A 21,051-nucleotide genomic window follows, 5' to 3' on the forward strand; every position below is an offset into this window, starting at 1 on the left:
TTATGTTTCTTAACTGCCACTCTTTTCACAGTCTTCGTTATGGAACACTTTCCATAGAGGAGCTCGTGGAGCAGGCCGCCGTCTTGGGGTTAAAGGAGCTTGTGCTGACGGATATCAATACCATTTCGGGCATCTATGAATTCAAAAAGAAATGTGAAGAAAAGAACATCAAACCGATTGCTGGTATTGAAGTTCGCAGAGGAAGTGAGCTGCTTTATATTACCATTGCAAAAGAGTTTCAGGGTATCGGAGAGGTGAACCGGGTTTTGACTTCCTATAATTGCGATGGGATTGACCTGCCGGCACAGCCTGATTTTCCAAACTGTTTTGTGATCTATCCCTTAAGCAATATTCCTGCGCAACTTCATGAAAATGAATATATCGGCATCCGGGAGGAAGAACTGAATAGCTTATTCCGTAAAGAGTATCAGGCGCTGATTGCAAAGATGGTGATCCTGCAACCTGTGACTTTCACAACGAAAAAGGAATTTAATCTACACCGGATACTGCGAGCAATTGACAACAATATGCTGCTGTCGAAATTGCCGAAAAGTGAAATTTGCAGTAAATGGGAGTACTTGAGGTCGGAACAATCGCTATTGGAGGCTTATCAGCATTATCCGCAAATCATTGCGAATACCAAAAATATACTTTCGGTATGCCAGTTCGAATTTGCGTTTACCACACGGAGAAATAAAAGACACTACAAAGGATCAAAGGAGCACGATATCAATAAATTAACAGCACTGGCTTATACAGGACTGGAAAGACGCTATGGCAAGGATCATGCAATAGCGAAACAGCGTGTTGAAAAGGAACTTCAGGTGATCGATGAATTAAATTTCAGCGGTTATTTTCTCATTACTTGGGATATCATCCGCTATAGCAACAACATGGGTTTTATGCATGTGGGTAGGGGAAGCGGAGCCAACAGCATAGTTGCATATTGCTTGGGCATAACGGATATCTGTCCTTTGGAACTGGATCTTTACTTCGAGCGATTTCTAAATTTAAACCGAAAAAGTCCGCCCGATTTTGATATTGACTGGAGCTGGCAGGAGCGGGATATGATATTGAAATATATCTTTGACCGTTATGGAAAAAACCATGTTGCTTTTTGTGGTACGAATGTCGAATTTAAGTACCGTTCCATTATTCGTGAGATGGGTAAGGTATTTGGTTTACCGAAAGAGGAGCTCGATGAACTGACCAAAAATCCGGAAAAAATTTTTAAAGATCAGGTGGTCCAGAAAGTGCAGGAGTATGGAAAGTTATTGGAAAAGTTTCCCAATCAGCGCAGCATGCATGCCTGTGGGATTATTATCTCTGAGGAACCGCTTACCAATTTTACGGTTCTTGAAATGCCTCCCAAAGGTTTTCCGATCGTGCAGTGGGATATGCATGTTGCGGAGGATATCGGTTTTGATAAATTTGATATTCTGTCGCAACGTGGACTCGGGACTATCAATGATACGGTGAAACTATTGGAAGAAAAACGGGGAATTAAAGTAAACATTAGGGATACGACGCTTTCCAAGGATGAAGCTCTATGTAATGAATTTTTAAGCCGGGGGAAAACGATCGGATGTTTTTATATTGAAAGTCCTGCGATGCGCGGTCTGCTGCGAAGATTGAAATGTGATAATTATAAGGTGCTGGTGGCGGCATCATCGATTATACGTCCCGGTGTAGCGCAAAGTGGTATGATGCGGGAATATATTTTTAGGCATAATAATCCAGATCAGTTTGAATATTTTCATCCGATATTTGAAGAACAGCTCGGTGACACCTATGGTATTATGGTTTATCAGGAAGATGTGATTAAAATTGCACTCCATTATGGCGGGGTTTCTGCTGCTGATGGTGATATATTGCGTAGGGCCATGAGTGGAAAAGGCAGATCGCGTAAGGCGCTTCAAAAAGTAAAGGATGATTTTTTTGAATCTTGCAGGCAACAGGGGCATCCGGAAGAACTGAGTACAGAAATCTACCGGCAGATTGAATCTTTTGCTGGATATTCATTCTGTAAGGCGCATTCTGCTTCTTATGCCGTGGAGAGTTACCAGAGCTTATACCTCAAACTCTATTATCCTCTTGAATTTATGGTATCTGTCATCAATAATATGGGCGGTTTCTACAGAACGGAAGTGTACATCCATGAGGCCCGGATGTCTGGCGCCAAGATCCTGAATCCATGCGTGAACAGGAGTGAGCAGCAGACTACCATCTATGGTGATGAGATTTATCTGGGATTTATGCATCTGGAGAAAGTGGAAGCGAAACTTGGCCGGTTGATTCCTGAAGAAAGGATCAGAAATGGGGAGTATCGCTCTTTGGAAGATTTTATTAAACGTATTCCGATCGGTATTGAAACCTTGCAGATTTTGATCTTTATTGGAGCTTTTCGGTTCAGCGGTGTGCCCAAAAATGAGCTATTGTTAAAATCTAGGGTGCTGCTCGGTGATTTTAAACCTGGACGTCGCGCTGAAACCCTATTTGAGGAGCCTGTCAAGCATTTTAAATTTCCGGAATTGAAACGCAACATCTTTGAGGATGCTTTTGACGAGATAGAAATCTTAAGTTTTCCGGTCTCATGTACACCCTTCGATCTGCTGCAGACAAAGTATAGGGGAACAGTGATGGCTAAAGATCTAATCCAACATCATAAAAAGGAGGTCAAAATGCTTGCTTATCTGATCTCACGGAAGCATGTACCTACAAAAAGGGGAATCATGTATTTCGGAACCTGGGTGGACAACAATGGTGATTATTTTGATACGGCTCATTTTCCGGACTGTCTGGAACGGTATCCTTTTCAAGGGGGCGGATGCTATTTACTCTTAGGAACGGTAGAAGTGGACTTCCATTTTCCGACCATAACCATAACGAAGATGGCAAAGATGCCTTTTATTCCTGATCCACGTTACTCACATGATGAGGAAAAGAAGTATGAAGTGCAGGAACGTATGAGAGAAGATGTCAGCATGACTTTTAGAGCTCCTTACCCACAAGAACATGAGATTGGGCTGCCCAGGATGAAAACAGTGAAGGAGTAACCAAGTTGCGCTGTGACAATTAAAGTTGTGAGTAAATCAGTCAGTGATATGCGATATGAGGATATAAAAGGTAAGCCCAGGGGAGTAAATCAGATAAACGAGTGTGAACCGAAGTGGTTTTGATTCATTTAGCGTCCCTGTTTTGGAAGGAGATAGGGCGATCTGCAGTTTATTTTAGCCTACCCTTTTTTGAGGGTAGGCCAATCAATGGTTGCTAGCTGTGTTAGGCTTGTTTTTAGATGATGTTGCCGAATCATCCAGATCCTTATTGAGCTGATCGATAATAGCCATCAGTTTATTTTTCAGAATACGAATCTCATGATGAAGTTTGGTTTTGTCAAACTTGAGGTGCTGTGCTTCGGTCATCTTTATCCCATTGGCTGTATAAATAGGATTTACAAAGTTTTGTCCCCCCAGTTTTTTAGTTTCCCCTTTTGAAAATTTCACTTTTTGAAAATAGTGGTGGTATACGGTAAGTCCTCCCGCGGTTAAATTACTAAAGATACTCCTGTTCTCATCGCTGTCGTAATTGCTGGATGCGGGTATTTCGCCTGTGCTGCTGATCTTTTTTTTGACATATTGGATCAGTTTTTTAGATAAACTATTACTTTTGCTGTCAAATTGTACCGTAGAATAGCGTGCCACCTGTTTCAATTTGAACAGGATATCATTCAGATAGTTCCGTTGTTTATCTATGTCGGCTATATCTTCTAATGTTTTATCCAGCAAATCGAAACATTGATTGAGAAAACCGATGTGATTGAAATTTATACTGATCATAAATTTAATAAAACAATGGTTATAATCCCTGTCCCACGTATCGTGGGCTATGTGTCTGAGTACCCTTAGAAGTTTGATGAAGAATAATTGTTGTTCATAGCTGAGGTTCCGTCCGGGCGCACGGAACTGATCTTTCAATACGTGCTGAATCTCAATTAGAAAGCATTCGGAAACATCTTTTTCTATTAAAGTAGCTTTTAGAGCAGGAAACTGCTCCATGATTTCTGTTTTTAAGACATGAAGGTGAAATTGTGTAAGCGATGCCTGTGGGTCCATATCCTTGCTATAGCTGGTTTCAATATGGATCAGGAATTGGTAGTATTTGAGAATTGTTTCATCGGCCTGTTTATGTTTATAACGGTAGAGCTCATCCAACAAATTGCATAACTGTCTATAGAACAGCCTGAATGATTTGCGTGTTAGTAATAATATTTCTTTGTTGCCATGTCGTAGAACAAATTCTTGTTCTAACTGGAAGATGATAGCAAGAAGGTTTTGATCGGCTTTAACATGTTCTTCTTCATTTAAATGTGGAATGCCATAATATAGTATGACTCTCTCCAGCTTAAGTAATACTCGGTTCATAGCTGCTATAATTTGGTTTAAATTAATTTTCTTACACTTAAAGATGTAATATTTCTTTTGGAAAAACCAGTAGATCGTGTTAAATTCTTGATGTTGGGAAAAAATATTTTACATCAATCCTAGAAATGATGCCTGGAGCTCTGTTATGAGGGAATTAGATCATTTGACCCCGGTATTGTTTATGTAACAAATAGAGCTTCTCAAAAAGAAATACTATCATTTTATTGATATTCAATATAGAGTGACAAGTGACGAAGTAATGAGTGACGGAGTAACCAGTAATGAGTGACGGAGTAACCGGTAATGAGTGACAGAGTAACCGGTAATGAGTGACAGAGTAACCAGTAATGTAGTGACGGAGAAATCAGTAATGTAGTGATAAGTGAAGTAGGGGTATAAATAACAAAGTCCATCTCGTTTGAGATGGACTTTGTTGGTGGTGCCAGCTGGATTCGAACCAGCGACACAAGGATTTTCAGTCCTTTGCTCTACCGACTGAGCTATGGCACCTTCCAAGTTTTTGTTTTAAATCTGTTACTTTCAGATTTGGTGGTGCCAGCTGGATTCGAACCAGCGACACAAGGATTTTCAGTCCTTTGCTCTACCGACTGAGCTATGGCACCTTCCAAGTTTTTGTTTTAAATCTGTTACTTTCAGATCTGGTGGTGCCAGCTGGATTCGAACCAGCGACACAAGGATTTTCAGTCCTTTGCTCTACCGACTGAGCTATGGCACCTTAACCTGCATCCCCGTTTAACTTTGAATGCGATGCAAATATACCCCGATAATTCGAATTCTAAAATTTTTCACCCATTTATTTCATGTATTTTTTTGAAAGACTTGATTTTGATACAGATAAAATTTACAAGAAATTAACACGTAAAAATTTCAAATAGCCTATCTTTGCATTTCAATAAAATAAAATGAGTAAAAGAGGAAGAGTATTAGTTGCTATGAGTGGGGGTGTTGACAGTTCGGTCGCGGCTGTCATGCTTCATGAACAAGGATATGAAGTCATAGGGATCACGATGAAGACTTGGGACTATGCTGCTTCTGGTGGCTCGTCTAAGGAGACCGGATGCTGTAGCTTGGATAGTATCAACGATGCACGTTCTTTGGCGGTGAATTATGGTTTCCCACATTATATACTGGATATTAGAGATGAGTTTGGCGATTTTGTTATTGACAACTTTGTTGATGAATATATTGCCGGCCGTACGCCAAACCCTTGTGTATTGTGTAATACCCATATCAAATGGGAGGCTTTAATGAAACGCGCCAATAAATTGGACTGCGAATTTATTGCTACAGGTCACTATGCCAATATTCGTCTTCACGATAATAACCGTTACGTGATTTCGAAAGGTAAGGATGAAAACAAAGATCAGTCTTATGTACTTTGGGGTGTTGCACAGGAAAACCTGGCACGTACGCAATTTCCATTGGGATCGTTCACGAAAAAAGAAATTCGCCAGATGGCATTGGATATGGGACAGGTGGAGCTTGCTAATAAAGCGGAAAGCTATGAAATCTGTTTTGTACCGGATAATGACTACCGTGCATTCTTAAGACATAAAGTGCCTACTTTGGATCAACAGATCGGTCCTGGTAACTTTATCCTAACAGATGGTACTGTGGTAGGACAGCATATCGGTTATCCTTATTTTACGATCGGACAGCGTAAAGGTCTTGGTATCGCATTGGGTAAACCGATGTTTGTAGTCGAGATCCTTCCGGAGAGTAATACCGTGGTGCTGGGTGAAGAACATGAGCTTGAAAAATCATTCGCTTATGTGCGGAATGTAAATTTGGTTAAATATGCTTCTTTGGAGCAGCCTATGGAAGCGATATCTAAGGTGCGTTATAAAGATGCTGGTGCTCTATCTACAATCTCACAACAGGGGGACATGGTAAAGATCGACTTTGTACATAATGTAAAAGGTATTGCTCCTGGTCAATCGGCTGTTTTCTATGAAGGCAATGATTTGATCGGTGGTGGCTTCTTAATGAAATAGTCTATACAGATTTATATAAAATAGGAAAGGTCTTAAAATTCAATTTTAAGACCTTTTTTCGTTGCGTGGGCTCGTTGCTATTTGTAAGATTCGATGATTTGATTGATTCTCCATTCTTGATTTACGTTACATAGGGTGATACATTCAACTTTTGTGAAATTGTCATACTTCATTTCTACTTTGGCCATAACACAGTTCTCATTTTTCTCCATGATGGTGTAGGTTGTTTTACAGTTCTGCTTTAGTCCTTTGCTTGACTTTAAAAAATTGACAACTTCTGATTTGCTGTATGTTTTTGTTTTTGCATTGGATGATTGGGTCCATTTGAAGTCATCGGAGAACAAGTGCTGTATACCTTCTGTATTACCATCTGCAGCGATCTGTACGTAACTGTCAATTACCGTTATGGGATTTGTGTTTCTCGGAGTCTTTCCTTTTGCAAAACTCATGCTCGTCATTGCGACTAATGCTCCGATTAATGCAAATACGATAAAGATTGAGTTTAGTGAATTTTTCATGATTTTTAGCTTTTTAAGTTTTTTTGATTTGTGAATTATTTAATTGATTGAATCAAAGGTATATAAGGGGGCTAAAAGTCGGAATGGTAATCAGGTGAACAGTCGGGTAAACTCGGTAAATGGAGGGGAGGATTCGGTGAATCTTTTGTGAATTTGAAAAGCTCGGTAAAAAATCCGGTAAACGGGAGTTTTATTTGTCGCAAAGCAATTTGCCTATCTTGCTATGATCTGAAATTGGCGATTCTCACTTGTCTATTCTACAGGAGTTGTCTCTTAAAACAATAAGAGTGTTGTTTTATCTATCAGTATCTTCGTGATTTTTAATTTATTGAAGCTTCGTAATGATATTTCGTAAACGCTCTTCATGATCATCGCCCCATTGTCCTAAAGCCGCGATTACTGGAATTAAAGTTTTACCAAATTCGGTCAGGCTGTATTCCACTTTTGGAGGGACAATCGGATATATTTTCTTTACAATCAATTCGTGCTGTTCTAATTCTTTTAGCTGTATATGCAATACGCGGCGGGAGGCTCCGGGAATTTTGCGCTGGAGTTCGCTTGGGCGTTGATGTCCTGCATTTATAAACCAAAGTAAACGAATTTTCCATTTGCCATACAGTATTTCACCGATGAGGTCGAGACCACAATTTAGATCTAGGGGTATTTTTTTTTCATACATACGACAAAGCTATGGCTATGTTTCAAAATGTGCAATAGGGGAAAAATTTATCCCTATGCAATTCGTTTTTCCGTACTTGTGTAAACCGGCTGTGTCGCAGACCTTTGTTTTAAATATTTTAGAACATGGAACAGGAATTTAATTTTAATGATGAATTATCGGGCAAAATTGCTTTGGTAACTGGCGGTACAAAGGGAACAGGTAGGGCCATTGCGGAGCGGTTGCTTTATGCCGGGGCGACCGTAATCATTACAGCAAGAAATGAACCTCTGCAGGATAATGGAAAATTACACTTTATTCCGGCCGATTTAAGTACGTCCTCTGGTACGATAAAGGTCGTAGGTGAAATACTGCAACAATTTGGCAGGCTGGATATTTTGGTAAACAATATGGGCAGTTCTGAAACGAAAGGAGGAGGCTTTGCTGTTTTGAGTGATGAGGATTGGGAAAAGACGTTTTATACAAATTTGCTGGCTCCGGTTCGTCTGGATAGAGGGTTTTTGCCTCAGATGATAGCTCGCGGAAACGGCGTTATCGTTCATATAGCTTCTATTCAGGCTAGATTGCCTTTGTATGATGCCACATTACCTTATGCAGCGGCTAAAGCAGGATTGGTGAATTATAGTAAAAGCTTATCAAATGAAGTTTCACCAAAAGGTATTCGGGTGTTGACAGTCTCTCCGGGCTGGATCAAAACAGATGGTGCTACAGGGATGATGGATGAAATCGCGAAAAGAACTGGTATTTCTGTTGATGAAGCGGTGCAGCAGGTCATGGAAAGTTTGGGGGGTATTCCTTATGGCCGACCGGCAGAACCTCAGGAAGTGGCCGAATTGGTCGGTTTTTTAGTGTCACCAAGAGCGGCTTATTTGACAGGAACAGAATTTATTATTGACGGAGGTACAATTCCAACAATTTAAAAACCTTAAAAAAACACTTGAAATGAACATACCACAAGTAATGGCCGCATTAGTTCGTGCGCAGAACAATTTTGATTGTGTCTCCTATGCAATTTTTTTTTCCGAAACAGCCCTGATTGTTGACAAGAGTAATACATACAGGGGGAGAAAAGAAATTGAAAATTGGATTGTCGCAGCAAATGAGCAATATAAAACCGTCATGAAGCCATTGAGCTATAAAAAAGGAGAAACCGAAAGCATATTAAAAGCAGTAGTTTCTGGAAATTTTACTGGAAGCCCTGTTGTACTGTTTTACCATGTTCGGATTGTTAATGAGCAGGTACAATCATTGAAAATTACAGGATAAGGTATTTTTGTATGGTTAAATGTCATGCTTGAGGCCGTACTGGATGATGGTCTGAATAATGGGTAGCAATTCTTTTCCTTTTTCGGTCAAGGTATATTCGACCTTTGGCGGGATTTCGGCAAAGGACTTTTTATGGACAATATCTTTATCGCATAAAAACTTCAATTGGCTGATCAGCATTTTTTCACTGATTCCGACAATACAGCGCTTCAGTTCGCCGTAACGGATGGTGCGTTCGTTAATCTGGAAAATAATGAGCATGGTCCATTTTCCGCCAATGATTTCAAGTGTTTTCCTTAGGGGACAGTTTTCGTCAGAAATATTTATATTTATATTCATTGTGCTGTAAATCAGTAATTATTACTTTAACGTAAGTACCCTACTTTTAGGTAGGTACTTGACTATTGTACTGCAAATGTAGAAATTTGTCATATAATTTACTTACTTATAAAATTAAATAGGATGTCAAAAAACGTAAAAATAGTGCAGTCGTATTTTAATGCGGTAGCAACAGGAGACTTTGATACAGTCGGAAGTTTATTTGCAGATGATATTGTATGGCATCAGCCGGGAAAAGGTGTTCAATCTGGAACGTATACCGGAAAAGCTGCGGTGTTTGCTCATTTGGGGAACTTTATGCAATGGAGCAACGGTACCTTTGCTATTGATGATATTGAATATACAAGTGATAATGGAAATCTTGTGGCAGCTTCAATTCATTTCAAAGCAGCAAAAGGTGAGGGGACACTTGCGATGAAAGGTGTCGATCTATTGCGGATCGAATATGACAAAATAAAAGAAGTCTGGCTGTTTTCAGAAAGAATTGAAGTGGAAGATGATTTTTGGAACAGTGCAGCGAAGAATTAAGATTTGAAGGGGAAATGAGGGTAAGATTTTAGGGTTCTGCTTTGCCTAATTGCATTAACTGTGTTTTGTGCTGTATCCTATAAAAATCGTGTTGCTGTATCTGTATCCATTAAGACTTATATGATAACTTTGTTTAAAAGGAATAAGAATATGAAATTAACAATTTATCAGGTAGATGCTTTTACGGATATGGTATTCAAAGGAAACCCTGCGGCCGTTTGTCCCTTAACGGAGTGGCTGGCGGACGATATTCTATTAAAGATCGCCGCAGAAAATAATCTATCGGAAACCGCTTTTTATGTGCCTAAAGGTGATGGTTATGAAATCCGTTGGTTTACACCTGCATCGGAAGTAGATCTTTGTGGTCATGCAACTCTTGCCACGGCCTACGTTTTGGCCCATTGTGAAAAGCAAGTAAAGGAAACGATTAATTTTTATTCGCCAAGAAGTGGCAAACTTCCCGTAAGCGTACAGCAGGATAAATTTGTGCTCAATTTTCCTGCAGACCAGTTTTCGGAAACTGAATTGACCGATGCACTGCTGGCAGTAACGGATAAAAAACCGATTGCAGCTTATCGCGGAAAGACTGATTATATGCTGGTTTTCGAGAAGCAAAATGATATCGAGGCTTTAAAACCCAATCTACCTTTGATGACTGGTATGGCTGCAAGGGGATTTATCGTAACGGCGAGGGGAGAAAACCATGATTTTGTTTCCCGCTTTTTTGGACCTGTGGTCGGTGTTAATGAAGATCCTGTCTGTGGCTCGGCACATACGACGCTGACGCCTTATTGGGCAGGACAACTCAATAAAACTGAATTGAGGGCATTTCAGCTTTCAGAACGTACGGGTGAAGTATACTGCCGTCTGCTGGGCGACAGGGTAGAGCTGGCAGGAAATGCGGTGCTTTATATGAAAGGCGAGATTTATATTTGATCAAACAGTATTGATGTACTTCGTGTCGTAAGATGCGTCTGATATATTTTTTTTGGGTTTCACTACAAATTGTGAAAAATCGTCCCTAATATTAAAATGTTTGTTTTACGGTAATTAAAACTAAAAACAGCTCTTTAGGATTAATAAAGAGCTGTTTTTGTTACGTTTAAAAGGGTTTAGTACTTCATCCATTTGATGATTTCTTTCCAGTTTGCCTTTTTTCCGTAGATGAGGATACCTACACGGTATATTTTGGCTGCTAACCAGGTGACCAGTAGAAAGGTGCTTACCAACAATGCCAGCGATACAGCAATCTGCCAGGTGGGTACACCGAACGGAATGCGGACCAGCATGGCAATAGGGGAGGTGAAAGGTATAAAGCTTAGCCATGTTGCAATGGGGCCGTTAGGATCGTTAATAATGACTCCAAACGACAAGACATAGGTCAATAGCAAAGGCATGGTAATGGGCATGGTAAATTGGTTGGCTTCTGTTTCACTATCCACTGCCGATCCTACTGCAGCAAAGATGGCGCTGTAAAGTAAATAACCGGATAGGAAGAACAGAAAGAAGCAAACGATAATTTCGGTGACATTGACTGATTCCAGATGTTGTAAAATGCCAAATCCAAGACCTGAAGCCGGTGCCTGACTGACCGTGTTCATGCCGGGACCTCCTTGTTGCATTGCAGCCTGTTCTACGGTTTCTTTATTGATCAGTTTGGTGGCTCCAAAAACCAGGCCTCCGGTCAAGATGATCCAGAGTAGGAACTGGGTGAGCCCGACCATTCCGATACCGATGATCTTGCCCATCATAAGCTGGAAAGGTTTGACCGATGAGATGATAACTTCGATAATGCGATTGCTCTTTTCTTCAATTACACCACGCATCACCTGTACACCATAAAGAAACAGCGATAAGTAAACCAATACGGCTAAACCTACACCGATACCCATAGCAATACCTGTGTTACTGTTTTTCTCCTCGCCACCTTCTGTTAGCTCTTTGGCATTGACGCTGATATGAGGCTGCACCGATTGTAACAGCTCTGGGTCGATACCTAGCTTCTTGTATTCGCCGATGCGGATGATGCCTTCAAGCTGTCTTGCTATTGCATTCTGGATCGTGATATTGGCTTTATCTGCTGAAATCAGCTCGATGGTAGACTGCTGATAAATTTCTTTCGGAATGACCAGGATGGAGCTGTTCTGCTCATCGTCTTTAATCTGCTTTTTAAGATCCTGCAATGAGCGGTCGCTGACAGTAAAAGTAATGTTAGGGTCGCTTTTCAGCTGCTTTGCAAAACTGCCCTGCTGATCCAGAATATATACATGTGCATGGGCGTCTTTGAAACTTTTCTTGGTCAGATAAAATATCCCTCCGTAAAGCGCAATGAAAAATAATGGGACTAGAAAAGTCATCAATAAGAATGATTTCTTTTTGACACGGGAAAAGTATTCGCGCTGAATTATGAGTAGTATCTTATGCATGGTCGGTTTCTTTTTTAGCGTTGTTGGATAGGGTCACTTGCTCGATGAAAATGTCATTGATAGAGGGTACTATTTCTAATACTTGATGGATTTCGGCCAGAGGTAAGAGCTTTGTGAGTACTTGATTGATACTAATGTCTTGATTTAACTTAATAGTGATAATTATTTTGTTTTCAGATTGTTCTATATTTTTTAAATGGTATAGATTTTCTATACGTATTGATTTTTCATCATTAACGGCCTGTAATTCGATTTTGTAGGTCTGATTTTTATAGTTGTTTTTGATGTCATGAATATTGCCGTCAAGGATCTTTTGGGAGCGGTTAATAAGTGCAATGTGGTCGCAAAGTTCTTCGACGGACTCCATTCTATGCGTCGAAAAGATGATTGTAGCCCCTTTTCGGTTCAATTCAAGGATTTCATCTTTGATTAAACTGGCGTTTACAGGGTCAAATCCGGAGAAGGGCTCATCCAAGATAATAAGATCAGGTTCGTGGAGTACGGTCGCAACGAACTGTACTTTCTGTTGCATACCTTTACTAAGGTCTTCAATCTTTTTATCCCACCATGACAAAATGTCAAGCTTCTCAAACCAATGATTTATTCGATCATTTGATTCTTTCTTACTCAGTCCTTTAAGTTGTGATAAGTAAAGCATTTGTTCTCCTATTTTCATCTTCTTGTAAAGGCCTCTTTCCTCTGGGAGGTAGCCAATTCGTTCGATATGTTTGGGTGCTAATGGCTCTCCATCGAATAGTATTTCGCCCGAGTCCGGTCCTGTGATCTGGTTGATGATCCGGATCAGAGAGGTTTTGCCGGCCCCATTGGGTCCTAAAAGTCCGAATATTTTTCCTTTGGGAATACTGAGGGAGACATGGTCCAGCGCTCTATGACTGGCATAGTCTTTTACAACATTTTTGATTTCTAAAAGCATGTATTATTTTGGTTAGTCATATGTGTTTAATCTATTTTTTTTAATCGGTTATCTGGCATGGTATTCCTGGTGCTTTCATGTGTTATAGCAAAATGCTCTCCTGCTGTATTTCGGTATTTATTTATACCGATGCGCGTTAGATGGCCATGTTTACCAGCATATTTTTATCATTAGTAAAGCTGATCTGTGAAACGTTACACTTTTGCCTCCATTTTTGTTTTTAAATAATGAAACGGATCGGAGTTCAATTTGTCAAAAGGATAGTTTTATGCTACCTTTGCAAGATGCAAATTAAAAAAGCCGAATTCATCTGTAGTAATACACGAGTTGATAAATTGCCAGAAGGCAAACTCCCTGAGTATGCTTTTATTGGTCGTTCCAATGTGGGTAAATCATCACTGATCAATGCTATGGTTGGTAAGAAAGGTTTAGCTAAAACTTCTCAAAAACCGGGTAAGACGCAACTGATCAACCATTTTATCATCAATGACGATTGGTTTCTAGTGGATTTACCGGGTTATGGTTTTGCAAAAACATCGAAGTCCAACCGTGAAGCTTGGGAGAAATTTATTCGCCGTTATTTGACGCATCGCGATAATTTGCAGTGTATATTTGTTTTGATCGATAGCCGTCATGAGCCTCAAAAAATAGATCTTGAATTCTGTTACTGGTTAGGTGAGCGGGGTTTACCTTTTATGTTAGTATTCACGAAAGCTGATAAGCAGTCTAACGTGAAGTCTGATGTGAATATGTCTAAATTTAGAAAAGCATTAGCGGAGTGGTTTGAGGAAATTCCAAAGTGTTTCCTAACTTCTGCTGAAGTGAAGTCGGGCTGTGATGCTATTTTAGAGACGATCGGGGATATCAATACCCGTTTTGTTATGCCTGATTTAACGGCTCCTAGTGATGAAGTCGGGTATGAAGAAGGGGATGAAGATAAATATGGTGATGTGGATCCAGATCGTTATCGTCACGCTGGTGAAGAGGAGTAGTCCATGAAGAAGTATCTGTCCCTTGTACTGTTTGCGCACAGTATTTTTGCATTGCCTTTTGCTTTTATTGGCTTTTTCCTGGCTTTACATACCACCAATCATACTTTTGACTGGAAGTTACTCGTATTAATGCTGGTGTGTATGGTGACCGCACGTAATGCGGCTATGGCCTTTAACCGTTACCTGGACCGTGATATCGATATTTTGAATCCGCGGACAGCAATGCGCGATATACCTGCGGGGCGGATTTCTGCTAGAGGGGCATTGCTATTTACAATCATAAACTGTGTGTTTTTTGTCGTTGCGACTTACTTTATCAACAGTTTATGCTTTATGTTGTCACCTATTGCTTTATTTGTCGTGCTCTTTTATTCTTATACTAAGCGTATTACGGCTTTATGTCATCTGGTGCTCGGTCTAGGTTTGGGGCTTGCTCCGGTGGGTGCATATCTTGTGGTAACGGGTCAGTTTCATATTGTTCCTGTACTTTACGGCCTTGCCGTATTGTGCTGGGTGAGCGGTTTTGATATTATCTATGCTCTGCAGGATGAGGCGTTTGACCGTGAGCATAAGCTGAATTCCATTCCAGTATTGTTGGGTACTAAAGGAGCGCTACGTTTTTCCGAAATCCTGCATGTATGTTCGTTTATATTTGTGCTCTTGCCGGTTCTGTATATGGAGGTGGGATGGTTCTATTATCTGGGTGTTGTTTTTTATGGCAGTTTGCTAATCTATCAGCACCGGATTGTGAGTCCAACAGATCTTAGCCGCGTAGATCGCGCTTTTATGACGACCAATGGTATCGCATCTGTTATTTTTGCAGTTTTCTATCTGCTGGATATTATCGTGCATTAGCCGATAGCGTCCAGATTTATATTTTTTATGGTCAAAGCCAGATTAATCTTGATTAATCTGGCTTTTTGTATTTTCTGCTATATTTTTTGTGCCATCCTGAATAAAAATTTATATTTTCAGGGCTTGTTATTAGGATGTGTACACCAATTATTTGTAAAAGCTTAGATTATGGTAGATAATAATTTTGAAAATTTTGTAAAAATCGCATCGGAGCTGGTGTGGAGTGATGTTTTTATTTACCTGTGTCTGTTGACGGGTCTGTATTTTTCTGTACGGACTGGATTTCTGCAGTTGACCTATATTAAAGATATGCTGCGATTGCTGTTTCAGAAAAAGCAGTCGGACGAGGGTATATCATCTTTTCAGGCCTTTGCATTGGCAATTTCGGGCCGCGTGGGTACAGGAAATATCATCGGAGTGGCCACGGCGATCTATATGGGAGGTCCGGGTGCAATTTTCTGGATGTGGGCGATTGCTTTCCTAGGTGCTGCATCTGCTTTCGTGGAGTCTACGCTGGCACAGGTGTTCAAACAGCAGGTCGGAGATGAGTTTAAAGGTGGTCCTGCCTATTATATTGAAAAATGTCTGGGTGTGAAGTGGTATGCGGTTCTGTTTGCCTTAATAACCATTGCAAGTACAGGCTTTTTACTTCCCGGCGTGCAAAGTAATGCTATTGCATCTTCGATGCACAATGCATTTGAAATACCTGTTGCTTATACGGGGATTGGAGTGGTGGTTTTGTTGGCTGTTATTATTTTCGGCGGTGTACAGCGTATTGGCCGAGTGGCTGAACTAGTGGTGCCGTTTATGGCGGGAGCGTATATTTTAATGGCTTTAGTGATCATCGCTTTAAATTATACACAGATTCTGGATGTGTTTGGTCTTATCTTCAGTTCTGCATTTAGCCTGAATGCCACTTTTGGCGGCGTTGTGGGCATGGCGATTGCCTGGGGTGTCAAGCGTGGCATCTATAGTAATGAGGCCGGACAGGGCACCGCACCGCATGCTGCGGCCGCAGCGGATGTTAGTCATCCTGCACAGCAGGGTTTGGTACAGGCTTTTTCGGTGTATGTGGATACAATATTCGTTTGTACAGCAACAGGACTTATGATTTTATTTACCAATCAGTATAATGTGGGGCAATTTGATGGAGCCGGTCAACTGGTCGGTTTTATATCGGAGCATATACCAGGGGTCAATTACACGGCCTTTACACAGGCGGCGGTGTCGCATCATTTTCCATTGATCGGAAATGGCTTTGTGGCCATCGCTTTGTTTTTCTTTGCATTTACGACGGTTATGGCTTATTACTACTATGCGGAAACCAACTTATCGTATATCTTTTCTAATAAGGTAAGTCCGGCGGTCACCTGGATATTGCGTATTGTATTTCTTGCGGCGGTATACTATGGTTCTGTGAAAACAGCGGAGATTGCCTGGGCAATCGGTGATATCGGTGTAGGGCTGATGGCTTATGTCAATCTGATCGCGATCTTACTGATGAGTAAAACAGCGCTCAAGGTATGGCAGGATTATAAAGTGAAGCGTAAAAGAGGGGATATGAATCCAACATTCAGTGCTAAGGAACTGGGAATTAAGAATGCGGAGTTCTGGGATAAAGAGAAATAAAAGGAATAAAAAAATCCCTCAACAAGTGTTGAGGGATTTTTTTATGTTTAATTCATTTTTCCGAATTTATCTCCGGCCATATCTTTCTCATAGTAGGCGGTAAGATCATCCCGGTGATTCAGCACTTTTGATTTGGCTATATACTCCTGGTTGTCGGCATAGATGAATAGTAATGATCCATCTTTAATGGTATTGATAATAGGCTTCGCTAACTCTCTAGGCAGCGCAGGACAGCCGTAGCTTCGTCCTAAGCGTCCCAATGAACTTACGATGCGTGGATTTGCATAATCTGCGCCATGAACTACTACAGCTCTTGATTTGGCTCTATCATTAAAGCCCTCTTCCAGTCCATTTAAAACCAAAGAGTAACCATTTGAACCTTGATAAGTATTCTCCGTTACATAAAAGCCCAATGAGCTTTGGAATGACTCCGGCGTGTTTGAAAAAGAAGTAGCGTAATTACTACCGCTATTTTTACCGTGTGAAACGAGCGAATGAAAAAGGACTTTTTCGTTTTTAAGGTCTAGGACGACAAGCCTTTTTTCGGTAGATGGTAAAGTGAAGTCAATGATTGATAATACATCTTTGTTTTTGGCGGGAAGTAATCTATAGCCTTCCATCGCTTCTTTAAATGCTTTATAATTGACTACATCTTTGAGATTCATGCTTTCGTAGAGTGCATCTACTTTTGATATTTTCTTTTTAACTGTAATTTCTTTTTTATGAATTTCTGTCGGTACTACATTTTTAGATTCTGAGAACAACGCTGCATACAAACCCATAAATAAAATGAACACTAATTTCTCCATACTTTATCCCTTATTTGTTTTTCGATAGCAAATTTAAGAACTAAAGATAGTTAAAAAGTGTAAAAAATTGTTAATCAGTATCTTAATTATCGTTAATCAATAACTATTACCAAAGTCTGGAAGTCTTTTGACCGTTTATAAACAAATTGTGCATGTGATGACGCATTTCTGACACACATATGTGACCTCGGGATGGTGCCTAAGCTCCAGCTGTATTCGATCACTTTACCGTTCGGATTATTGACAGGAACGCCGTGTACGTACGCTCCGGCCGTAAAACGGCTTGCAAATGGGGCGTAACCTTCGATAGATTTTGTGCCATCTTTGAAATAAAACATCTTGGATTTATGCTCCTGTAAAACAAAGATTCCAGTAGGAGTTTCCTGTGCATGAGGAGGCTTGTGACGGCCTGTAGTGGCTGGATTCATGCTTCTTACTGCCCATCCTTTATCTGTTTTATCCAGTGTACAAATATTTTGGTTTGTAACATCCACGACGATTACTTTGTCAAATCTGACAGAATCGCCTATTGTTTTGAGGTATCTTTTTGGTACTTCCCAAGTTCCTTCGAAGGAAACACCTTCCACTTTGACACGTTGTAACGTATCGCTACTCTGCAGTTTAACCAGCCAGCCATCTCTACCATAAATGGAAGGTAATTTGGTTTCGCCTTCACGATATAAGGGACTCGCTTGGTAGCGTTCTGTTCCTAGGGAGTCAGCAACACGTTTATAGGAATCTCTTTTGAAATGTGGAATAGTAGGTGCCTCACCATTTGAATTCTGATAGTTTTGCAGCACACCATAAATAGCGTTGCCGTTCTGGAAATTCTCAACAAAAGCCAGTTTTTCTTTTATTTTATCCCATTGAAATTGCCTTACTGTATCTTTATAGGGATAAGTGTCTTCTAATGTATACTTGGTGTACTGGAGTTCTTTGGTAATTTCAATATCTGCCGCTGTTTTTGGTTTGGCCTTCGCGATTTCTTCTTCTTTCTTTCTAATCGCATCGATTGAATCTTTTGTTTTCTCCTTTTTCTTTTCTTCCGGATCATTTTTTGATTGTCCTTGTTGGCAAGAAATAAACAAAAAGGAAACGAAAAAACTATATATTAAAATGTTTTTAATGTACAAATGCTTCATAAAACAGGGCTCATTAAGATTTTTACTGTTGAGAAAAGGTACATTATTGTATCGATGCCCCTTTTCTGAATGATTTCATTACCAAACATAGTGCCGAGATTTACATGGATGGATTAAAGATACAAGCTGCTCGCGGAATAGTAAGAGTTAAATTTTTCATTTATCGACTATATATTGAATGGCAGTAAAACAATTTTATAATGATGAGGTTGTATCAATAATTTCTGCTATTTTTAATGTATATGATTTCAAACTTACGTTACTTAATAATACTTGTATTTATATCGTCCTGTGGGATTATGCACAATGTGCCTCTTTCACAGAAGCCGAATTCGTTTGATAAACCCAATATTTCCAATTCTTTTGTGGATCAAAACGGGAATTTTTATCCTGATAATTGGCGTAAGACGTACGGCAGCCCACCTAGTAATGGAAAAAGAGATGCTTACTCTTTAATGAAAATCGCGGCAGACAAAGGTATCACGGATGAGCTGACGGGATTTGAAGTGAAAAAACTAAGGGAATTTAAAGAGCGTGTGAAAACGAAGAAGCGTGTTTTTGTGTTTGTTCACGGCTTTAATGCAAACAATGAAGAAGTAAATGAGAGTTACGGTTATATCCAGAAGCTTATTAAGGTCAATGCTAAGGATGATGAGATTGTGCGTTTTTATTGGGACGGGCTATGGACGAGCAATCCTTTTGCCGGGGCAAAAATCTGGTTTACCGCGACTTCCTTTAGTCAGATGGCCGGTGAGTTTGGTTTAAGGCGTGTGCTGAATACGATTTCAAATAAAGATGTCTATATCATTTCACACAGTCGAGGTGCTTCTGTGGTACTGAGTGCATTGGCGGAACCGCATTTCAATGAGAAGTTTGTAAAAGACATCAAGGAAATTCATAATGTTGATGTGGAAAACGCGAAAGAACTCTTGGAGAATAAAAACCGGATTACCTGTATTATGCTAGCTCCGGCAATCGGATTAGCTGATTTTAAATCGCAGGAGGCAGGCAATGACTCCTTCTGTACGATAAGTCCACAGGTGAAAAAAATGCACATTACAATCAATAATACAGATAAGATGCTGAAGAAGTTTTTCGGTTTTTTTGCCGATAAATTTAATCCGACCGACCTGGGCTATAAAGATAATGTGTACAATGAGCTGGTGAAGCAGTATACCTGCTTTGATAAAACAGACTTCTCGGGTATGGAAAGCCATGCATTCAATAGCTATATTCGCAGTCCGAAATTTAAAACGATGCTAAAAGCAAATGGCATTGCTTTAGCGAAATAGTGTTAGTGTTGCTTGTTGTTCTCCCGGTTGTTGTAGGTTAAGTAGATTCTCTTGACTTCCATTTGCTCGGCTCTTCCTTTATTGATGAGAAGCTGACGTTGTTGGGTAAGTCTGGACTTGTTATTACGCATTTTGTTTTTTAAAACATTGAGATAGGCTATGGCACCAATTCTGGTGGTGTCGAGGCCTAAAAGTCTACAGGAATAGCTGCCTAGGAGAAAATGGTTATAATAAAGATGAATTTCGCGCATCATTTTACGTCCCAGCGCTGATTCCGGATAATACGCGGCTATAGGCTCTTCCTGTAGGGCCTGGGCCAATAACCTGGAATCGGCATCGCCTTCTTTTTGTGTCATGGTCCAGTAGTAGAGCGCTTCAATAGCCTGTTGTTCCGTGTCAGGAAGTAGTTGCAAGGGGATACCTAACAAGTAACCGATATATTTCCAGAGGTGAAGTACTGCTGTTATTTCTTCTGGAAGGATCTGAAATTTCATGCGCTGTAACCCGACGATAAAGACCAGCGAAAATCCCAGGTTGGTGGCAAGCATGTCCCACTGATTGAGCGGTAGGCCCCATTCATTTTTGTCCCAATCCGTCTTCGCCAGAATATTGATCCGTGAGAAAGCATGGATAATGCGGGTTTCCATTACTTTTTGATAACCGATCTGCCCGCTTTTTAAAGATCCATTTTCCATGATGTCTACCCAAAAGTCTACTGTATCTGCCAGGCGCTTCACGGCTCCTTTTTTTAGTGCACCGGTATAGATAAGTGGTTTATTGATTGCTGCCGATTCGTAACCACCCATGAGGCAGTAGTCGCGCAAGACGATCAGACCGCTTAATCCTGCGCGCTGACTTACTGCGATGCCACTTTCCAGCAGTTCCCAGTTTAACCAGGACGGTGAGCTCTCAATCGAAGAGAAAAAAGTGTCAAGTGCTTCTCTATAGGGCTCATCGACATTTTCCGGAGCAACTAAATACGCACGTAGTAATTGCTGTCCCTTGCCAAAACCAACTTGCTGATGGAGCTTTCTGACCAATTCGTCTGCCGGTTCATCGCAGTTGAAGAGGTAGGGAACCAACTTGTTTGCTTCCCGAAGGTCGGGCTGCTTTGGCAGTTTTTTTAACAGTTCTACTCCGGCACCTGCGGTCCAATAATGATGAAAGGAGGAGGTATTTGTTTTGAATCGGCTCGGTATTTCCATC

Annotated in this window: 19 protein-coding genes and 3 tRNA genes; 10 read left to right on the plus strand and 12 right to left on the minus strand. The window is 40.4% G+C overall.

Going from position 1 to position 21,051, the window contains the following annotated elements; all coding sequences use genetic code 11:
* The first annotated feature begins 2 nt into the window (after positions 1-2).
* Positions 3-3,056, plus strand: a complete 3,054-nt coding sequence (locus HCX49_RS02435; protein ID WP_132771327.1) for a DNA polymerase III subunit alpha — start codon at positions 3-5, stop codon at positions 3,054-3,056.
* A gap of 204 nt (positions 3,057-3,260) precedes the next feature.
* On the opposite strand, the gene HCX49_RS02440 is transcribed toward HCX49_RS02435, so the two are convergent.
* The 4 genes from HCX49_RS02440 to HCX49_RS02455 form a co-directional block, all read right to left on the minus strand.
* On the minus strand, positions 3,261-4,421 hold the full coding sequence (locus HCX49_RS02440) for a hypothetical protein (protein ID WP_168126026.1): 1,161 nt from the start codon (positions 4,419-4,421) through the stop codon (positions 3,261-3,263).
* A 434-nt stretch (positions 4,422-4,855) separates the two neighbouring features.
* Positions 4,856-4,931 (minus strand) — tRNA-Phe (locus HCX49_RS02445).
* 37 nt (positions 4,932-4,968) lie between these two features.
* A tRNA-Phe gene (locus HCX49_RS02450) sits at positions 4,969-5,044 on the minus strand.
* Positions 5,045-5,081: 37 nt separating this feature from the next.
* Positions 5,082-5,157: transfer RNA gene (locus HCX49_RS02455), tRNA-Phe, on the minus strand.
* Positions 5,158-5,344: 187 nt separating this feature from the next.
* On the opposite strand from HCX49_RS02455, the gene mnmA reads away from it, so the two are divergent.
* Positions 5,345-6,436 carry a tRNA 2-thiouridine(34) synthase MnmA gene (gene mnmA, locus HCX49_RS02460; RefSeq protein ID WP_132771329.1) on the plus strand — a complete coding sequence of 364 codons (1,092 nt, stop codon included), beginning with the start codon at positions 5,345-5,347 and terminating at the stop codon, positions 6,434-6,436.
* 77 nt (positions 6,437-6,513) lie between these two features.
* On the opposite strand, the gene HCX49_RS02465 is transcribed toward mnmA, so the two are convergent.
* Positions 6,514-6,954 (minus strand): nuclear transport factor 2 family protein, encoded by a 441-nt coding sequence (locus HCX49_RS02465; protein WP_132771330.1) that lies wholly within the window; start codon positions 6,952-6,954, stop codon positions 6,514-6,516.
* Positions 6,955-7,279: 325 nt separating this feature from the next.
* Positions 7,280-7,633 (minus strand): winged helix-turn-helix transcriptional regulator, encoded by a 354-nt coding sequence (locus HCX49_RS02470; protein WP_021188877.1) that lies wholly within the window; start codon positions 7,631-7,633, stop codon positions 7,280-7,282.
* 125 nt (positions 7,634-7,758) lie between these two features.
* On the opposite strand from HCX49_RS02470, the gene HCX49_RS02475 reads away from it, so the two are divergent.
* Together HCX49_RS02475 and HCX49_RS02480 are read left to right on the plus strand one after the other, a co-directional pair.
* Entirely contained in the window at positions 7,759-8,553 is a 795-nt protein-coding gene (locus HCX49_RS02475) for an SDR family oxidoreductase (RefSeq protein WP_168126027.1), read from the plus strand.
* A gap of 22 nt (positions 8,554-8,575) precedes the next feature.
* Positions 8,576-8,899 (plus strand): hypothetical protein, encoded by a 324-nt coding sequence (locus HCX49_RS02480; protein ID WP_031287704.1) that lies wholly within the window; start codon positions 8,576-8,578, stop codon positions 8,897-8,899.
* Positions 8,900-8,914: 15 nt separating this feature from the next.
* On the opposite strand, the gene HCX49_RS02485 is transcribed toward HCX49_RS02480, so the two are convergent.
* The gene (locus HCX49_RS02485; RefSeq protein ID WP_021189043.1) at positions 8,915-9,238 is read right to left on the minus strand and encodes a winged helix-turn-helix transcriptional regulator; all 324 of its coding nucleotides are present in this window, start codon (positions 9,236-9,238) and stop codon (positions 8,915-8,917) included.
* Between the two features lie 123 nt (positions 9,239-9,361).
* Here HCX49_RS02485 and HCX49_RS02490 point away from each other — a divergent pair, with 123 nt between their 5' ends.
* Together HCX49_RS02490 and HCX49_RS02495 are read left to right on the plus strand one after the other, a co-directional pair.
* Positions 9,362-9,766 carry a nuclear transport factor 2 family protein gene (locus tag HCX49_RS02490; protein ID WP_132771331.1) on the plus strand — a complete coding sequence of 135 codons (405 nt, stop codon included), beginning with the start codon at positions 9,362-9,364 and terminating at the stop codon, positions 9,764-9,766.
* 120 nt (positions 9,767-9,886) lie between these two features.
* Positions 9,887-10,702: a PhzF family phenazine biosynthesis protein gene (locus tag HCX49_RS02495; RefSeq protein WP_237682704.1), complete on the plus strand. Its 816-nt coding sequence runs from the start codon at positions 9,887-9,889 to the stop codon at positions 10,700-10,702.
* Positions 10,703-10,878: 176 nt separating this feature from the next.
* Here HCX49_RS02495 and HCX49_RS02500 read toward each other — a convergent pair whose 3' ends face one another.
* Positions 10,879-12,192: an ABC transporter permease gene (locus HCX49_RS02500; protein ID WP_132771332.1), complete on the minus strand. Its 1,314-nt coding sequence runs from the start codon at positions 12,190-12,192 to the stop codon at positions 10,879-10,881.
* Positions 12,185-13,126 (minus strand): ABC transporter ATP-binding protein, encoded by a 942-nt coding sequence (locus HCX49_RS02505; protein WP_132771333.1) that lies wholly within the window; start codon positions 13,124-13,126, stop codon positions 12,185-12,187. Before HCX49_RS02505 ends, HCX49_RS02500 begins: the two co-directional genes overlap by 8 nt.
* 284 nt (positions 13,127-13,410) lie before the next feature.
* Between HCX49_RS02505 and yihA the strand changes: the two genes are divergently transcribed.
* The 3 genes from yihA (at position 13,411) to HCX49_RS02520 (ending at position 16,602) form a co-directional block, all read left to right on the plus strand.
* Positions 13,411-14,118 carry a ribosome biogenesis GTP-binding protein YihA/YsxC gene (gene yihA, locus HCX49_RS02510; protein WP_132771334.1) on the plus strand — a complete coding sequence of 236 codons (708 nt, stop codon included), beginning with the start codon at positions 13,411-13,413 and terminating at the stop codon, positions 14,116-14,118.
* Positions 14,119-14,121: 3 nt separating this feature from the next.
* Positions 14,122-14,973, plus strand: coding sequence for a UbiA-like polyprenyltransferase (locus HCX49_RS02515; protein ID WP_132771335.1), 852 nt, complete (start codon positions 14,122-14,124; stop codon positions 14,971-14,973).
* 168 nt (positions 14,974-15,141) lie between these two features.
* Positions 15,142-16,602: an alanine/glycine:cation symporter family protein gene (locus tag HCX49_RS02520; RefSeq protein ID WP_132771336.1), complete on the plus strand. Its 1,461-nt coding sequence runs from the start codon at positions 15,142-15,144 to the stop codon at positions 16,600-16,602.
* 47 nt (positions 16,603-16,649) lie between these two features.
* Here HCX49_RS02520 and HCX49_RS02525 read toward each other — a convergent pair whose 3' ends face one another.
* Positions 16,650-17,411: a murein L,D-transpeptidase catalytic domain family protein gene (locus tag HCX49_RS02525; RefSeq protein ID WP_021189035.1), complete on the minus strand. Its 762-nt coding sequence runs from the start codon at positions 17,409-17,411 to the stop codon at positions 16,650-16,652.
* Positions 17,412-17,503: 92 nt separating this feature from the next.
* Positions 17,504-18,553 (minus strand): L,D-transpeptidase, encoded by a 1,050-nt coding sequence (locus HCX49_RS02530; protein ID WP_132771337.1) that lies wholly within the window; start codon positions 18,551-18,553, stop codon positions 17,504-17,506.
* A 242-nt stretch (positions 18,554-18,795) separates the two neighbouring features.
* On the opposite strand from HCX49_RS02530, the gene HCX49_RS02535 reads away from it, so the two are divergent.
* Entirely contained in the window at positions 18,796-19,845 is a 1,050-nt protein-coding gene (locus HCX49_RS02535; RefSeq protein WP_132771338.1) for an alpha/beta hydrolase, read from the plus strand.
* 2 nt (positions 19,846-19,847) lie between these two features.
* Here the strand turns inward: HCX49_RS02535 and HCX49_RS02540 are convergent, their stop codons facing one another.
* A complete protein-coding gene (locus tag HCX49_RS02540; protein WP_168126028.1) occupies positions 19,848-21,050 on the minus strand; it encodes an oxygenase MpaB family protein in 1,203 nt (400 codons plus the stop codon).
* Position 21,051: the final 1 nt, after the last annotated feature.

Source organism: Sphingobacterium sp. B16(2022) (assembly GCF_012030425.1).
Lineage (GTDB): Bacteria > Bacteroidota > Bacteroidia > Sphingobacteriales > Sphingobacteriaceae > Sphingobacterium > Sphingobacterium anhuiense.

What these genes read in the sequence shown, in the direction of transcription:
- HCX49_RS02505 (WP_132771333.1), bottom strand. Translation starts at nt 13,126, where the DNA reads ATGCTTTTAGAAATCAAAAATGTTGTAAAAGACTATGCCAGTCATAGA.
- HCX49_RS02495 (WP_237682704.1), top strand. Translation starts at nt 9,887, where the DNA reads ATGATAACTTTGTTTAAAAGGAATAAGAATATGAAATTAACAATTTAT.
- HCX49_RS02515 (WP_132771335.1), top strand. Translation starts at nt 14,122, where the DNA reads ATGAAGAAGTATCTGTCCCTTGTACTGTTTGCGCACAGTATTTTTGCA.
- HCX49_RS02520 (WP_132771336.1), top strand. Translation starts at nt 15,142, where the DNA reads ATGGTAGATAATAATTTTGAAAATTTTGTAAAAATCGCATCGGAGCTG.
- mnmA (WP_132771329.1), top strand. Translation starts at nt 5,345, where the DNA reads ATGAGTAAAAGAGGAAGAGTATTAGTTGCTATGAGTGGGGGTGTTGAC.
- HCX49_RS02475 (WP_168126027.1), top strand. Translation starts at nt 7,759, where the DNA reads ATGGAACAGGAATTTAATTTTAATGATGAATTATCGGGCAAAATTGCT.
- HCX49_RS02470 (WP_021188877.1), bottom strand. Translation starts at nt 7,633, where the DNA reads ATGTATGAAAAAAAAATACCCCTAGATCTAAATTGTGGTCTCGACCTC.
- HCX49_RS02490 (WP_132771331.1), top strand. Translation starts at nt 9,362, where the DNA reads ATGTCAAAAAACGTAAAAATAGTGCAGTCGTATTTTAATGCGGTAGCA.
- HCX49_RS02480 (WP_031287704.1), top strand. Translation starts at nt 8,576, where the DNA reads ATGAACATACCACAAGTAATGGCCGCATTAGTTCGTGCGCAGAACAAT.
- HCX49_RS02440 (WP_168126026.1), bottom strand. Translation starts at nt 4,421, where the DNA reads ATGAACCGAGTATTACTTAAGCTGGAGAGAGTCATACTATATTATGGC.
- HCX49_RS02500 (WP_132771332.1), bottom strand. Translation starts at nt 12,192, where the DNA reads ATGCATAAGATACTACTCATAATTCAGCGCGAATACTTTTCCCGTGTC.
- HCX49_RS02435 (WP_132771327.1), top strand. Translation starts at nt 3, where the DNA reads ATGTTTCTTAACTGCCACTCTTTTCACAGTCTTCGTTATGGAACACTT.
- HCX49_RS02535 (WP_132771338.1), top strand. Translation starts at nt 18,796, where the DNA reads ATGATTTCAAACTTACGTTACTTAATAATACTTGTATTTATATCGTCC.
- HCX49_RS02525 (WP_021189035.1), bottom strand. Translation starts at nt 17,411, where the DNA reads ATGGAGAAATTAGTGTTCATTTTATTTATGGGTTTGTATGCAGCGTTG.
- HCX49_RS02530 (WP_132771337.1), bottom strand. Translation starts at nt 18,553, where the DNA reads ATGAAGCATTTGTACATTAAAAACATTTTAATATATAGTTTTTTCGTT.
- HCX49_RS02485 (WP_021189043.1), bottom strand. Translation starts at nt 9,238, where the DNA reads ATGAATATAAATATAAATATTTCTGACGAAAACTGTCCCCTAAGGAAA.
- HCX49_RS02465 (WP_132771330.1), bottom strand. Translation starts at nt 6,954, where the DNA reads ATGAAAAATTCACTAAACTCAATCTTTATCGTATTTGCATTAATCGGA.
- HCX49_RS02540 (WP_168126028.1), bottom strand. Translation starts at nt 21,050, where the DNA reads ATGGAAATACCGAGCCGATTCAAAACAAATACCTCCTCCTTTCATCAT.
- yihA (WP_132771334.1), top strand. Translation starts at nt 13,411, where the DNA reads ATGCAAATTAAAAAAGCCGAATTCATCTGTAGTAATACACGAGTTGAT.